The sequence below is a fragment of the Streptomyces sp. NBC_01431 genome (assembly GCF_036231355.1).
Taxonomy (GTDB): Bacteria; Actinomycetota; Actinomycetes; order Streptomycetales; family Streptomycetaceae; genus Streptomyces.
Map to the genome: position 1 here is coordinate 4,550,755 of NZ_CP109496.1, position 14,255 is coordinate 4,565,009.

The following is a 14,255-nucleotide window of genomic DNA, read 5'->3' on the forward strand; positions in this document are numbered from 1 at the left end:
CCCTTGTGGTGACCGCGGTCCTCCCCGCGGTGGCACTGGGGCCGGCGCTGCCGCGCTGGGAGGACTTCCCCCTAGTCGTTGAGCGACCCCGGCTTGACCACGCACAGGGCCCAGATGGTGAACCCGTACAGGGCGATCAGGGTCAGAGACCACACCGGGTAGTACGGGATGGACAGGAAGTTGGCGATGATCAGCAGCGCCGCGATGCCCACTCCGACGACTCTCGCCCAGGTGGCCGCCGCGAACAGGCCGATGCTCACGAGGATGGCGATCGCACCCAGGACCAGTTGGATCCAGCCCCAACTGGTCAGGTCGAACTTGAAGACGTAGTTGGGGGTTCTCACGAACACGTCGTCCTGGGCGATCGCCATGATCCCGCGGAACAGGTCGAGGATGCCTGCGATGGCCAGCATCACAGCGGCGAAGAAGGTCAGGCCGGTGGCGGCCGCAGGCACGCCTGCCGAGCGGTGATCGTGTGGGGCGGTGGTGGCCATGGGAGGCCTCCGTTCCTCACGGGCTGCGGCTCGCAGCCGTTCGCCACCTAGCGTGCGCCCCAGCGGGCGGCGGGTCGTCACCCTCCAGGGGTGACGACGGTCGATCACCTCCCGGTCAGCATGAATCACGCGGGACATCCGAGACTCGGTGCCCGACTGGAGCCCTACAGGCAGCCCGAGGTGACCGAGGGCTCGCCCCATGTCCTCGCTGCATCCGTGGCCGCTCAGGAAGCGGCCGGCGCGTTCGTGCGCGACTGGTTCGCCCGTCCGTCGGTCCGCGCCGCGCGAGGGCGCGGACCCGGTAGGGAGGTTGGCCGGATGAGCAGTGGCGCCTGGACCGGGCTGGCAGTAGCGGGTGTCACTGCCGCGTACGCTCTCGGATCGCGTCGGCTGCTGCCCGGACTCACCGCCTGGGAACTGGCGCTGGTCGGCGCGATCCTCGCGCCCACCGACGCGGCCCTTGGGAAGACCGCCATCTCCGACCGCCGCGTTCCGGCCTTGGTACGCCAGGGCCTCAACGTGGAGAGCGGTCTCAACGACGGCATGGTCCTGCCGTTCTACGTCCTCTTCCTGGCCGCCATCCCCGGCACGACCTACGCACACGAGGGCGTGGCCGGCGTCTTCTGGCGCGCTCTGCTGCACAGCGGCACCCTCGGCCTGCTGATCGGCCAAGGCGGCGGTCGCCTGTTGCAGGCGGCCCGGCGCAGGGGATGGGTCACGAAGGAATGGCGGGGCGTGTACTGGCCGTCGTGAGGATGCTCCCCGTCGCACTGTCCCTCGCCGGGACCGGACTGCGCATGCCCACGGTCGGCTACATCGGCTGGTTCGGGCCACGCGGCCTCGCCTCCATCGTGCTGGCGCTCCTGGTGGCGGAAGAACACATCCCCGGCGTCGAACTGCTGGGCCGGGTGGTCGCCGTCACGGTCGCGCTGAGCGTCCTGCTGCACGGCGTTTCGGCCGTGGCGCTCGCCGAGCGGTACGGCCGCTGGTACGGGCGCACGACCGTGGCCGGCGGTCGCGGCCTGCGGGAAGCCGTTCCCGTACCGGAGGGCCCGGCACGCCACCGGCTCGGCCGCCTGGACCACCCCGAGGCGTAGACGTCGGCCGGATCCGGTTGGAACCCGGGCCGTGAACGGTGACGGTGTCCGTGGCGGACGTAGCGAACCGGACGCTCAGGGCGCTGCATCCGTACGAGCGGTGACCCGCCCCGCGCCGACCGCATCGGCCAGCGCCCGATGGTCGCGTTCGTTCTGGTCGGCGTAGGCAGTCGCGAAGTCGGCCAGCGCCCGGTCGAAAGCGTCGCCGCCACCGAGGTAGGCGGCGATGGCGATCGGGTCGCCGGAGCGGGCGTGGGCGCGGGCCAGCGAGGCTCCGCACAGTTGGCCGAAGAGCGCCAGAGTCTTGGGATCCATGGTCTCGGGCTGGGCTATGCCCTTCCAGTCCCGCAGCTGCCGGACATAGAAGTCGCGCGGTCGGCCGTCGATGCCGGTGACGCTCTCCCAGCCGAGGAAGATGTCGGCAGCCGTCTGCATGAGGCGCTGCCCGGCCACCACCCGCTGCCCTTGGTTCTCGTACTCACTCGCGCCCACATGGGCGGCGAGAACCGACTCACCGGCCTCTTTGGCCTGCAACAGCAGCGGATCCTCGTCGTCGCGGCCCAGCAGAAGGACGATCCAGCAACGGGTGCCGACGCTGCCGACCCCGACCACCTTGCGCGCCATGTCCACCACGCGGAAGCGGCTGAGGAGGTGCCGCCGCTCGGTCGACAGACTGCGCGCGTAGCCGGCGACCAGCCGGCGAAGAGTGTGCTCCAGCTCGTCCCGCTCGGCGTCGGGAAGCAGGTCGACGAGCGGAGTGATCAGCGGGGGATCCGGGGTGATCCGGCGCGCACCGTCGACCAAGGCCGTGAGCTTTCCGGCTGCCTGCAGGCCCGTCCTGCCGCGCGCCTTCGCGGACGCCGTGGAGACCCGCTGACGGGCGCTCTTGCCCGGCCGTTCGGACAACAGCGTCTCAAGCCGGTCGGCGTCGTCCCGCGCGTACCAGACGTCGAGCGTGCGCAGGCCGGCGAGCTCACGCATCCGCTCGCGGTAGGCACGTACGCCACTCCGTACGGTCTCGCCGCATTCCGCGGCCGAGAACGCGTTGGCACGGCCGGCGATCACCAGGCTCGCGGCGAGCCGCTTGACGTCCCACTCGAACGGTCCCGGCAGGGTCTCGTCGAAGTCGTTGATGTCGAAGACGAGATGACGCTCGGGGGAGGCGAGCAGCCGGAAGTTCAGCAGATGCGCGTCGCCACAGAGCTGAACCAGCAGTCCGGTATGGGGCGCGGAGCCGAGATCGCAGGCCATGATCGAGGCCGCGCCCCGGTAGAAGCGGAACGGCGACTCGAGCATCCGGCCGTACCGGATCGGCACGAGTTCCGGCACACGGGTGGCCGACTGCCCTTCGATCACGTCGACCGGATCGGGCCGCTTCTCATCCGGCTCGAAAAGGGCGTGGCTGGAGCGCGGCACACGGGCCCGCACTCTTTTGCCACGCTCCGCACGTTCGGATGCGGTGAGAGCACCGTGGTTCGTCGTGACCATGGCCGGACCTCCTTCTTCGCATCGTCACATCCTTCGCCCCTCGCGGTATCACCCGAGGCAGGTGATGTACGGACGTGGTTCAGGCAGGTGTGATGGGTCCTGTGCGGGACGGGAAGGAAGACCGTGGCGACCGACCGGACGGCAGTCATCGAGGGAGATCACCAACCATCGTCGGTGTCGAGGCAGGCAGCCCATGAGGGAACCGAAGATCGACTACGCGGAGGTCTTCCACGCCCTGCCCGGCATGGTGGCGTTGCTGACGCCCGACCTCGTGTACGTCGATGTCAACGAGGACTTCCAGCGGCTGGCCGGGCGCACCCGCGAGCAGCTGCTGGGCCGGTACATCTTCGATGCCTTCCCCGAGAACCCGAACGATCCAGCCGCCGCCGGCATGCGGGAGACCCGGACCTCGATGCTGCGCGCGGTGGCCACCGGCGAACGCGACACCATGGCGGTCATCCGGTACGACATCGAGGATCCCCAGCGACCCGGCCGTTGGGCGGAGCATTTCTGGAGCCCCGTCAACGCGCCCGTCCTCGGCCCCGACGGGCGCGTGGTGCTCGTCGTGCACAGGGTGGAGGAGGTCACCGAACTGATCCGCCCCCGCGGCGGCGCAGGAAGCAGCGACCGCCAGGCCCGCGTGCTGGAAGCCGAGCTCTACACCCGTTCCCGTGAGCTGCAGGAAGTCAATGAACGCCTCCGTAGCGCCCACTCCCGCGAACGCGAGGTGGCCCTGGCTCTGCAGGCAGCGATGATGCCCGCCCCCGTCCCCGTCGGGCAGCACCCGGCGGCCGTGCGCTACCGGCCCGCCATCGGTGCCCTGAACGTGTGCGGCGACTGGTACGACCTGGTCGACCTGCCGGGCAACCGACTCGCCATCGCGGTCGGCGACGTCGTCGGCCACGGCCTCAAGGCCGCGTGCGTCATGGGCCAGCTGCGCAGCGCACTGAGCGCGGCCGCCCGCGTCGCCGACGGCCCGGCGCGGGCCCTGGAAGTCCTTGGGCTGTACGCCCGCTCGGTCGACGGCGCCGAGTCGACCACCGTGGTGAAGGTCTTCCTCGACTGGGACGACAACACCGTCACCTACAGCAGCGCCGGCCATCCACCACCCGCCCTGCTCCATCCCGACGGCACCGTGACCTTCCTCGACCAGGCCACCGACCCGCCGCTCGGCGCGCGCCCCGAACACGTCCCGCGCCCCCAGGCCGCCACACCGTTCACCGACGGCGCCATCCTCGTCATGTACACCGACGGCCTGATCGAACGCCGCACCGAGGACATCGACGCCAGCCTGACCCGCCTCACCGACTCCTTGACCAGCCACCACCTCATCGACCCCGAGGCACTGGCCGACGCCCTCCTGGCCGACCTCCTGCCGCCCGAGGGCAACACCGACGACATCGCCCTGGTCGTCATCCGCCTCTGACCGGCCTCCTTCGCCGCCACAGCCAGGCTCCTCCCACCGCCGGCGAGGACGCTGTCAGCACGATTCCCAGGACCGGCCAGTTGCTGCCGCCCAGGCGCACGTCGCCCACGATCAGCACAACGGGGACCAGCAGCGAGAGCACGGTGGCGCGAGTGCCCCGGGTCACCACCTGTGCGTGCGGGGCAGCGGTTTCGGCGTGGGGGACGCCGACCACTGTCCGGTGGGCCACGGGGCCTGCAAGCCCTCGCAATGACCGAGGGCGGGGCAGTGGAAAGTCGCGGCGGTCCGGTTGTACGCGGTTGCTCCGGCTTCGCAGGTGATGACCGGCGATGTAAGCCGGCTTCGGACCGCCAGGGTGGATACCGCCCCGGTCTCGTGGCCCGGGGGCGGTCCGCAGGGGGCGTGAGTATAGGGCGCCAGGGGGCGAAGTCTGGGGAATCGCCGTCAGGAGGCTGGGGACGTCTCATTCGCCGGTATGTTGCGTGACGTCCGATGACGTCTCTCCTGCGGCGCCCGCCTGAACCAGGCGGGTCCCAACTCGGTTGGGAACGTTGAGAGATGGGAGATCGGATCAGATGGAGCGATCAGCAAGGCGGAAGAAGCGCCCACCGCGGGTCCAGTTATCGGACTGGATGCAGCTGGCGGCGCTGGTTCTTACAGCGATCACTGCCATCGCGGGGTGCGTCGAACACTTTGGGTGACGCAGGAGGCGTGGGCCGGACGGCTGGTCAGGCGCTGAGAGCGAGCCCGGCCGGTAGGTAATCGGCCGGACCCACCCTCTGCCCCGCGCGCGGGCCTGGCTTCGGGTGGCACCCCGGAGCCGGGCCTTGTGCGTAGGCGGGGCCGGAACCGCGAAGGTTCCCTGCCCATGGGATGAGGGAACCGCAAGTTGTCGAGCCCATCAAGTGTGGGTGGCCGCCGTTCGTGGCTTGACCATGGCGGAGAGGCATGGCTAACCAGTGGCGTGGAGGGTGGCGAATGCCATTCGGGGGAAGATCGGTTACAAAGACCCAGGCAGGCGCCTTGCAGGGGGTGGCGAATCCTGGCGAATGGCGAGGTGCGGGCCTGAGGCCTCTGGAGCCCCCCTTGTCGGTCCCCTCGCCCCTCCTTCGACGCTCCGTCCCTTCCCCACTCCGCATCTCACCGCACCGACCGTATTCGCCGCACCAGCACCGAACCTCCCACCCCGATCGCCCCCGCCAGTGCGTACAGCGCTCCGTAGCCGCCGAGGTGGGTGACGATGGGGGCTGCGATCGCCGGGGCCAGGACTTGGGGGAGGGCGTTCGCGATGTTGATGACGCCCAGGTCCTTGCCGCGGTCCGCGGCGACCGGCAGGACGTCCGTGAGCAGGGCGAAGTCCACCGAGGTGTACACCCCGTACCCGACCCCGAGCACCAGGGAGGCCACCACCGCGCCGGTCCACGTCTGCCACACCGCGAGCAGCATCGTCGCCGCCGAGATGACCAGGCCGGACCAGACGACGAAGACCTTGCGCCGGCCCGTGCGGTCCGACCAGATGCCGCTGATCACCACCGTACCGAGCAGCGTGACCGCGTCCAGCGCGGTGAGGATCAGCACGCCGGTGTCCGCGTCGCCCCGGTAGTGCACGGCGTCGGTGAGGTAGTACAGCAGGTACATCGTGCTGATGGAGTACGACAGGTTCATCAGGAACCGCGTCAGCCACGCCCACCCGAAGTCCGGGTGGCGGCGCGGATCGATCCAGAAGCCGGATACGAACTCCCGCCACTGGAAAGGCGGTTGATCGCGGTGGTCCAGCACCGCGTCCCTGCGCATCAGTACGTACGGGATGAGCGCGAGTAGCGAGAAGGCCGCGCACGCCAGGTACCCCGCCGTGATTCCGCCCGCCGCCGTCGCCAGCGCGGTACCGATCAGGATGCCGCCGACCTGCGACACCCCCAGCCAGCCCCCGACCATCCCGCGCTGCCGGCGCGGAACCTGGTCCGGCACGGCCGCCGTCAGCGCGGCGAACGAGGCGTTGAGCGCCAGCTGCACCACGCACCAGCCCGCCGCCATCACGGCCACGTCGGGTGCCCACGCCAGGATCAGCAGCCCCGCGACCCCGCCCGCGCCGCCCGCGACGACCCAGGGGATCCGGCGGCCGATACGTGCCGTCGTACGGTCGGACAGCGCGCCGAACACCGGGTTCGCCACCATCGAGACGGCGGCGCCAAGTCCCGTCACCAGTGCGAGAGTTGAGGCCTTGTGGCCGGGGGTGAAGTGTTCCGCCTGCCGGGCGAGGAGCAGTTGCAGCGGGCCGAACCACCCCACCCACACCCCCAGATTGGCCAGCGAGAGCGCGCCCACCCAGCGCCCGCCGGGCCGCTCCTCGCCGTCCCCCACGGCGGAGCCCGGGGCCCTGACCCCGGGCTCCGCACTCATCGCCCGCCCCGCGGCGAGCCCGCCGCCGCCCGGCCTTCGCCCCCGCCGTCACCCCGACCCGCCCCCGGTGCCCCGCCCCCGCCTCGGATGACGTCCCGGTACCACGCGTACGAATCCTTCGGCGTGCGCTTCAGCGTCTCGTAGTCGACGTGGACCAGGCCGAAGCGCTGCTTGTATCCCTCCGCCCACTCGAAGTTGTCCAGGATCGACCAGATGAAGTAGCCCCGTACGTCGACTCCCTCCGCCATCGCCCGGTACAGGGCTCGCAGGTGGCCGTCGTGGTACGCGATTCGCCGGGTGTCGGTCACGCGTCCGTCGGCCGGGTCGGGGCCGTCCCCGTACGAGCAGCCGTTCTCGGTGATGACCAAGGGCGGCAGTGAACTGCCGTAGCGCGTGCGGAAGTTGACGAGCAGCTCATGCAGCCCGTCCGGTACCACCGGCCAGCCGAAGTCGGTCCGTTCGTGGCCCTCGATCTCGTGGATCCCGAACGGCAGGTCCGCGGGGAGGGTGATACCGGCGAGGCTGGTGGCGGCGTCCGGGTTCGGGGCGCCCACCAGCGCCGGGTTGTAGTAGTTGATCCCGTACCAGTCGAGCGGCGTCGAGATGGTCTTCAGGTCCTCCGCCACCGGGCCCGGCATCAGCGCGGCCAGGCCCTCGTCCGGGTAGGCGCCGGTGAGGATCGGGTCGGCGAAGAGGCGGTTCATCAGGGTGTCGTACAGGTCGGCGGACGCGCGGTCCTCGTCGGTGTCCCCGGCCGTCCACACCGGGCTGTGCGAGGCCGCGATGCCGATGTCGCGCGCCCCGGCGGCGCGCAGTGCCTCGACTCCCAGTCCGTGCGCGAGGAGTTGGTGGTGGGCGACCGGCAGCGCGTCGAACACGAGCTGCCTGCCGGGGGCGTGCTCGCCGAGCCCGTACCCGAGCAGCGTGATCTCGGCAGGCTCGTTCAGTGTGATCCAGCGCGGCACCCGGTCGGCGAGCCGCTCCGCGACGATCGAGGCGTATGCGGCGAACCGCTCGGCCGTGTCCCGGCTGAGCCAGCCGCCGCGCTCCTCCAGGGCGAGCGGGGTGTCCCAGTGGAACAGGGTGGGGACGGGGGCGATCCCGGCGGCGCACAGTTCGTCGACGAGCCGGTCGTAGAAGTCGAGGCCCCGGCTGTTGACCGGGCCCGTCCCGGTCGGCTGGACCCGGGACCAGGAGATCGAGAAGCGGTAGGCGCCCACACCCAGTTGGGACATCAGGGCCACGTCCTCGCGGTAGCGGTGGTAGTGGTCGGTCGCCACATCCGCGTGCGAGGCGTCCTTGATCCGGCCGGGCTCCCTGGTGAACGCGTCCCAGGTGGACGGTCCCCGCCCGTCGGTGTCCACCGCCCCTTCTATCTGGAAGGCGGAGGCGGACACCCCCCACAGGAATCCGGGCGGGAAGGAGGGCAGCGGCAGCGGCGGCGGCGTCATGAGGGAACCTTTGGGCCGGCTGACGTGTCCTGTCAATGGAAAGTGAGCAATTCTCAACTTCTCCGGGCTCAACCCCCTGTGCTCAACCCCCTGTGCTCAACCCCCTGTGCTCAACCCCCTGTTTTCAATCCCCGTCCTCAATCCCCATCCTCAATCCCTGTCCTCACCCCCGTCCTCACCCCCCGTTCTCAACTTCTTCGTACGAGGGAGCAGTGCCCATGACCGAGCCGTACGGCCAGCACGACCGCAGCGCCAACTCGCCTCATCCGGTGACCCGCTACCTCTACCTCGCCCGGCACGGCGATGCCGGAGGGGAAGGCGCCGAACTGACCGGTGTGGGACGGCGGCAGGCCGCGTTGCTCGGGCGACGGCTGGCCGGGGTGCCGCTGGCCGCCGTGCACCACGGCCCGCTGGGCCGGGCCGGCCGCCGGATCCGTCCCGCGCCACGAGCTCGTCGTCACCCACGCCTTGCGAAACCTGGGTTGAAACATCGCGGGGGCCCCGGCGCGTCAGTGGGGTGTAGGGCGGGGACGAGACACGGGCGGGGGTGAGCGGGGCCGTGAGGCAGCCGTGGCAGAGGTGGCAAGGGAGACCGGATGAACCCGAGCGGCCGGATGGGTTTCGCGGATCAGGCGGGTCGGGTGGGCCAGGCGCGGCGGGCAGGCCCGGGTTGTCCCGGGTCGAGGGCTACCTGGAGTTCGCGGCGGGCCGTGCCGACCAGCTCTTTCGGTCCGCCTGCCTGCTGACCAGCGGTGACACCCACCTCGCCGAGGACCTCGTACAGGAGACGCTGGGCCGGATGTACGCGCTGTGGGGGCGCGTCTCCAGGATCGACAACCCGGCGGGCTATGCGCAGACGGTGCTCGTACGGACCTTCCTCACCCACCGCCGACGCCGCTCGGCCACCGAACGGCCGCTGGGTGAACTCCCCGAGCGTGCGGCGGCCTGCGGCGACGATCCGGCCCTGCGCGTGGCCCTGCTCGACGCGCTCAGTCGGTTGTCGCCCAAGGACCGGGCGGTCGTCGTGCTCCGCTACTGGGAGGACCGCAGCATCGAGGAGACGGCGGACGCCATGAACGTCAGCTCGGCCGCCGTCCGCACCCGCTCGGTCCGCGCCCTCGCCAAACTCCGCGACCAACTCGGCGGATCCCTGGCCGAGTTCGTCACACATTGACCCCGGGGGCCCCTGGCCGAGTTCGCCACCCTTTGGCTCCGGCGGATCCTTGGCCGAGTTCGCTACCCATTGGCCCGGTCGCATCCTTGGCCGAGGTCGGAACCCATTGACCCCGTCATACCGATACCGGCACCGCGTTTTCACCCATCAGGACAGGAAGGTCTGGTTTGCCATGCCCTTTGAGGACCGACTCGGCGAGGTCATGCGCCGCACCGGAGACAGCTTCGAACCGGAGGACCGCCGCGGCCTGGTGGCGAGCGGCCTGGTCCGGGGCCGTCGCCGACTGGCCCGGCGCCGTACGGCCGCCGTCACCGGCAGCGTGCTCGCGCTCGCCGCGGTGGGCCTCGGCGGTGCTTACGCCGCAGGGCTCGTCGGCGGCACCGGCGGAGCCGCCTCGGTGGCCTCGCCGCCGAAGCCGACCCAGCAGGGCGGCAGCACAGGGGAGCAGATGGTCGCGCTCTTCACGTCGCTGCTGCCCCCCGGCACCGTCACCGGGCAGCAGGGGCGGGGGGCGGACGAAGGCCCCAAGGGCTTCGGCGGGCCGTCCGCGTCGGCGGTGTTCGACGACGGCAAGGGCGGCGGCCTTGTCGGGCTCGCGGTCAGCAGGGTTGATCCCCACAGCGAGGCCGCCGGCGAGCAGGTCGCCTGCCCCGCCCAGTCCGCCAGGGACTACGACGCCTGCCACGCCGAGACACTGGCCGACGGCTCGCGCTACATGCTGTTCCAGGGCTACGAGTACCCCGACCGGCGCGAGCCGACGAAAGAGTGGCGGGCGGTCCTGCTCACCCCCCAAGGTGCGCTGATCGACGCCAGTGAGTGGAACGCGCCCGCCGAGAAGGGCGCCAAGGTCTCCCGGGCCACCCCGCCCCTCACCGCCGAGCAGCTCAAGTCGCTTGTCACGGCGCCCAAATGGCTTTCGGTGGCGTACGGGCTCAAGGCACCGGCCAAGAACGATCACCGCAGTACGGGTCCCTCCGCCGAGGCGGTCGAGAAGCAGCTCGCCGCGCTGCTGCCCACGGGCAAGGGGCTCCGCGTCCTGGAGAAGGACGGCCAGGAGGGCTACGCCTCCCTCGTGGTGGACGACGGCAACGGCAAGGGCCTGATCCAGGTCAACGTGCAGACCGGGATGTCGGACGTCTCCCCGGGCGGCGAGACCTCCACCCTGCCGGACGGCACGCTCGTCGGCCTGGAGAAGAAGGACGGCGAGAAGGGCGGTGCCGGAGTGGTGTGGTGGACCGCCGACACCGTGCGCTCCAACGGGTTCCGGGTCGTCGTCTCGGCCTTCAACACCGGAAACCAGAACAAGGCCGCCACCCGCGCCGAGCCTCCGCTCACTCTGGAGCAGCTGAAGGCGATCGCCCTCGACCCGCACTGGCTCGCCCTCAAGTAGCCCTGCGTTGCCGTCGGTTCGAGTCGCCGGTGGGGCGTTCGGCCGCGCGCGTCGCCTACTTCGCGTCCGAGTAGCGCTCCACCACCGCCGTCGTGAACGGGAACCGCACCGGAGTGTCCCCGAAGGCGATCCGCCCGGCCAGCTCGCCCGCCTCGCGGATCGCCTTCGCCACCGTTCCGGCCTCCTCGGCCGGGCAGTGCACGATCACCTCGTCGTGCTGGAAGAAGACCAGCTCGGCGCGGAGCCCGGCCGTGAAGAGCGCCTGGCGCAGCGCGGCGAGCAGCAGCAGCGCCCAGTCTGCGGCGCTGCCCTGCACCACGAAGTTCCGGGTGAACCGGCCGCGCGCCCGAGCGTCACTGGAGGCGTAGCCCGGGGTGAACTCTCCATCGCCGGAGCCTGGTTGAGACTCCTCCTGAGGGATCCCGGCCTCGTCGGCGTCCCCGTATCCGGCCGCGGGTGGGCTGGTCCGGCCGAGCCAGGTGCGGACCAGGCGGCCCTCCTCGCCGGCCTTCGCCGCGTCGTCGACGTACGCCACCGCGCGGGGGAAACGTCTTCGCAGCGCGGCGAGGTTCTTCAGGCCGTCGCCCGATGTCTGGCCGTAGATCGCGCCGAGCAGCGCCAGCTTGGCGTGGTCGCGGTCGCCGGAGAAGGCCCGGTCGGACAGCGAGGTGTACAGGTCGCCGTCGTGGCCCGCGACCTCCATGAGGCCCGGGTCGCGGGAGATCGCGGCGAGCACCCTCGGTTCCATCTGGTCGGCGTCGGCGACCACCAGGCGCCAGCCCTCGTCGGCGACGACCGCCTGTCGTATGACCTTGGGGATCTGTAGGGCGCCCCCGCCGTTGGTGGTCCAGCGTCCGCTGACGGTGCCACCCGGGGTGTACTCCGGCCGGAAGCGGCCCTCGCGCACCCAGTCCTGTAGCCAGCTCCAGCCGTGCGCGGTCCAGATCCGGTAGAGCTTCTTGTACTCGATCAGCGGCTCGACCGCGGGATGGTCGAGCTCCGCCAGCTCCCACCGCCGGGTCGACTTGATGCGGAAGCCCGCCTCGCCGAAGGCCTTCACCACGTCGGCGGGCAGGTCCGGTCTGACCCGGCGTCCGAAGGCCGCCGACACCCGGTCCGCCAGCTCCGCCAGACGGCGCGGCTCGCCCCCGGTGCCCGTGCGCGGCGAGCCGCTCGCGTACCGCTCGCCGAGCAGGCCGTTCAGCAATTCGCGGTGGACGTCTGCCCGCCACGGCAGCCCCGCTCGGTTCATCTCGGCGGCGACCAGCATCCCGGCCGACTGCGACGCGGTGAGCAGCCGCATCCGTCCCGGGTGCTCGGTGCGGTCGTGCCTGCGCTGCTGTTCCGCGTACACCTCCAGGAGCGCGTCGAAGGGCAGGCCCGCGGTGCCGCTGGGCTCGAAGAGGGATGACTGGGAGCCCGGTTCGGCCGCGCGGGGCGGCGGGTCGGCCGGTACGGGTCTGTGGTGCAGGCGGGCCCAGGCGGCCGCCGCCGAGCGGGGCTCGCCATGCCTGCCCTCGTGCCCGAGCAGGAGCAGCTCGGCGTCCTCGATGTCGTAGCACCGCTCGACGCGCACCCCGGCGGCCAGCAGCCGGGGGTAGATCTCGGTGGTGGACCGCCACACCCAGCGGCCCACCGCGGGGCGGCCGCGCACGGCCTCGGTAAGGTCCGGCTCCTCGCGCACCGGGCCCGCGGGCAGCCCGTCGTCCCCGAGGGGTGCGAGCCGTGCCCCGCCGCCCTCGGTCGCCTCGACGGCCCACCGTTCGTCCACGTGATCGAGTCTGGCACCCACCACTGACAACGGCCCCGCGCGGCGCGCTCACCTGGCACCACGCCTCCGACGTGCCGTTCGACCACGGCCCCGGGCCCGACGTGCCGTTCGACCACGGCCCCGATCACGCCACCGTGTGCAGCAGCGCCGCGGCCTCGCCCCGCGAGCTCACCCCCAGCTTGGCCAGGATGTTCGCGACGTGGAACTTCACCGTCGACTCGCTGATGTGCAGCTCCTGCGCGATCGTGCGGTTGCGGTGGCCGCGCGCGAGATGGCCGAGCACCTCCGCCTCGCGCGGGTGCAGCCCGGCCAGCGGGTCGGCGCGCGGGCTCGGGGACGTGCCGAGCGGCAGGGTCGCGGTGACCGTGGTGCCCCAGCCGGGCAGCGCGTCGACGGCGAGGGTGCCGCCCAGGGCGGCCACACGCTGCGTCACCCGGTGGCTGCCGAGCGCCTCGCGCGGCAGTTCGCCGGGCCCGTCGTCCCGTACCGCCGCGACCAGTTGGCAGCCGTCGAGCCGCCAGCGGACGTGGATGCGCCGCACTCCCTGCTGCCCGGCCATGGCCAGCACGACGGCGCGTACCGCGGCGCGCGCGATGTGGGCGACGTCCGCGGGGACGGGCGTGTCGGCGTCCTGTGCCGTGGGCGGGGCGAATTCGAGCCGCACCTCGTTGTGCCGCAGCAGCGGTTCCAGGGAGTCGGCGAGCCGTGTGAACGCCTCGCCGGCCGGTTCCTCCGCGAGCTCCTGATCGCGGTCGGCGTCGGCGCGCAGCTCGACCAGCGCGGAGACCGCGAGTTCGACGGCGCGCGCCCGCGCCGTCCGGTCGTCGAGGTCCTTGCCGCGCAGCACGCCCAGCAGCCCCGTCAGCGCGGCCTCGTACGCCTCGCCCAGCTCGGCGATCACCCGGGCCCGCTCGGCGGCGGTGGCCCGCGACTGGGCGAGCGGTCCCGGCACGCCCTCACTGGCGATGCGCGCGCGATGCCCGGTCACCAGGTCCCAGAGCTGCTGGACCACCTCGGCGTCCTCCACCGCGAGGCCACCCCCGGCCGACTCCCGCACGCCGCCCCGCATCAGAGCACCGCGCTCCCCGGGCGATTCCCCGCCGCCCCGTACGCGAGTGCCCCTCCCGCCGGGCGATGGCCGGGCGGAGCCCCCGGCCGGGGCTGGGGCGGGTTCGCCCACCAGGACGAGCACCGGCAGCCGGGACGACATCGGTGCCGCCTCGCTCACCACCGCCACCACCGCCCGCTCCTCGCCGCCGATCACCGCCGTGCCCGCCCACGGTCGGCCCGGCACGACCGCGGCGGCGATCGTCCGGAGCTCGGGGACGGTGACCCGCCCGGCCGGCGCCGCCTCCGTTCGGCCGTGTGCCTTGAACGGCGAATGCGCGCAGTACGGCGACAGTTCGGCGGCAAGTGTGTGCGGGACCAGTGGCGCGACGGCGTCGGACAGGAGCGGCAGGAGCCGCTCCATGGGCGCGCGCACCAGCTCCGCGGCGAGTGAGAGGGCCTCGGGGGCGGTCCCGGTGCGGGGCGTACTGCGGCTCGTGCGGGGCTCCATCGCATC

11 protein-coding genes and 1 pseudogene are annotated in these 14,255 nt (G+C 71.9%); 6 read left to right on the plus strand and 6 right to left on the minus strand.

Annotated elements, in window-relative coordinates; genetic code table 11:
* Positions 1-71 precede the first annotated feature (71 nt).
* Positions 72-494 (minus strand): DUF7144 family membrane protein, encoded by a 423-nt coding sequence (locus tag OG522_RS21000; RefSeq protein WP_329464526.1) that lies wholly within the window; start codon positions 492-494, stop codon positions 72-74.
* A gap of 318 nt (positions 495-812) precedes the next feature.
* On the opposite strand from OG522_RS21000, the gene OG522_RS21005 reads away from it, so the two are divergent.
* Together OG522_RS21005 and OG522_RS21010 are read left to right on the plus strand one after the other, a co-directional pair.
* The gene (locus OG522_RS21005; protein ID WP_329464527.1) at positions 813-1,247 is read left to right on the plus strand and encodes a cation:proton antiporter domain-containing protein; all 435 of its coding nucleotides are present in this window, start codon (positions 813-815) and stop codon (positions 1,245-1,247) included.
* Complete coding sequence (locus OG522_RS21010) at positions 1,244-1,591, plus strand: hypothetical protein (protein WP_329464528.1); 348 nt, start codon at positions 1,244-1,246, stop codon at positions 1,589-1,591. The genes OG522_RS21005 and OG522_RS21010 overlap by 4 nt, the downstream gene beginning before the upstream one ends.
* 75 nt (positions 1,592-1,666) lie before the next feature.
* On the opposite strand, the gene OG522_RS21015 is transcribed toward OG522_RS21010, so the two are convergent.
* On the minus strand, positions 1,667-3,079 hold the full coding sequence (locus OG522_RS21015; RefSeq protein WP_329464529.1) for a DUF2252 domain-containing protein: 1,413 nt from the start codon (positions 3,077-3,079) through the stop codon (positions 1,667-1,669).
* Positions 3,080-3,272: 193 nt separating this feature from the next.
* Between OG522_RS21015 and OG522_RS21020 the strand changes: the two genes are divergently transcribed.
* Positions 3,273-4,505: a PP2C family protein-serine/threonine phosphatase gene (locus OG522_RS21020; protein WP_329464530.1), complete on the plus strand. Its 1,233-nt coding sequence runs from the start codon at positions 3,273-3,275 to the stop codon at positions 4,503-4,505.
* A gap of 1,140 nt (positions 4,506-5,645) precedes the next feature.
* On the opposite strand, the gene OG522_RS21025 is transcribed toward OG522_RS21020, so the two are convergent.
* Entirely contained in the window at positions 5,646-6,905 is a 1,260-nt protein-coding gene (locus tag OG522_RS21025; RefSeq protein ID WP_329464531.1) for an MFS transporter, read from the minus strand.
* Positions 6,902-8,356 carry a GH1 family beta-glucosidase gene (locus OG522_RS21030; protein ID WP_329464532.1) on the minus strand — a complete coding sequence of 485 codons (1,455 nt, stop codon included), beginning with the start codon at positions 8,354-8,356 and terminating at the stop codon, positions 6,902-6,904. The genes OG522_RS21025 and OG522_RS21030 overlap by 4 nt, the downstream gene beginning before the upstream one ends.
* Positions 8,357-8,574: 218 nt before the next feature.
* On the opposite strand from OG522_RS21030, the pseudogene OG522_RS21035 reads away from it, so the two are divergent.
* From OG522_RS21035 to OG522_RS21045, 3 genes and pseudogenes are all read left to right on the plus strand, one after another.
* A pseudogene (locus OG522_RS21035) lies at positions 8,575-8,793 on the plus strand (histidine phosphatase family protein); the annotation flags it as partial.
* A gap of 233 nt (positions 8,794-9,026) precedes the next feature.
* Complete coding sequence (locus OG522_RS21040) at positions 9,027-9,530, plus strand: SigE family RNA polymerase sigma factor (RefSeq protein WP_329464533.1); 504 nt, start codon at positions 9,027-9,029, stop codon at positions 9,528-9,530.
* A gap of 172 nt (positions 9,531-9,702) precedes the next feature.
* Positions 9,703-10,920: a hypothetical protein gene (locus OG522_RS21045; protein WP_329464534.1), complete on the plus strand. Its 1,218-nt coding sequence runs from the start codon at positions 9,703-9,705 to the stop codon at positions 10,918-10,920.
* Between the two features lie 55 nt (positions 10,921-10,975).
* On the opposite strand, the gene OG522_RS21050 is transcribed toward OG522_RS21045, so the two are convergent.
* Together OG522_RS21050 and OG522_RS21055 are read right to left on the minus strand one after the other, a co-directional pair.
* The gene (locus tag OG522_RS21050; protein WP_329464535.1) at positions 10,976-12,691 is read right to left on the minus strand and encodes a bifunctional 3'-5' exonuclease/DNA polymerase; all 1,716 of its coding nucleotides are present in this window, start codon (positions 12,689-12,691) and stop codon (positions 10,976-10,978) included.
* A 124-nt stretch (positions 12,692-12,815) separates the two neighbouring features.
* A complete protein-coding gene (locus tag OG522_RS21055; protein ID WP_329464536.1) occupies positions 12,816-14,249 on the minus strand; it encodes a LuxR C-terminal-related transcriptional regulator in 1,434 nt (477 codons plus the stop codon).
* Positions 14,250-14,255 lie beyond the last annotated feature (6 nt).

Coding starts and splice junctions, on each gene's coding strand:
- OG522_RS21000 (WP_329464526.1), bottom strand. CDS start 494: ATGGCCACCACCGCCCCACACGATCACCGCTCGGCAGGCGTGCCTGCG.
- OG522_RS21005 (WP_329464527.1), top strand. CDS start 813: ATGAGCAGTGGCGCCTGGACCGGGCTGGCAGTAGCGGGTGTCACTGCC.
- OG522_RS21015 (WP_329464529.1), bottom strand. CDS start 3,079: ATGGTCACGACGAACCACGGTGCTCTCACCGCATCCGAACGTGCGGAG.
- OG522_RS21020 (WP_329464530.1), top strand. CDS start 3,273: ATGAGGGAACCGAAGATCGACTACGCGGAGGTCTTCCACGCCCTGCCC.
- OG522_RS21025 (WP_329464531.1), bottom strand. CDS start 6,905: ATGAGTGCGGAGCCCGGGGTCAGGGCCCCGGGCTCCGCCGTGGGGGAC.
- OG522_RS21030 (WP_329464532.1), bottom strand. CDS start 8,356: ATGACGCCGCCGCCGCTGCCGCTGCCCTCCTTCCCGCCCGGATTCCTG.
- OG522_RS21045 (WP_329464534.1), top strand. CDS start 9,703: ATGCCCTTTGAGGACCGACTCGGCGAGGTCATGCGCCGCACCGGAGAC.
- OG522_RS21055 (WP_329464536.1), bottom strand. CDS start 14,249: ATGGAGCCCCGCACGAGCCGCAGTACGCCCCGCACCGGGACCGCCCCC.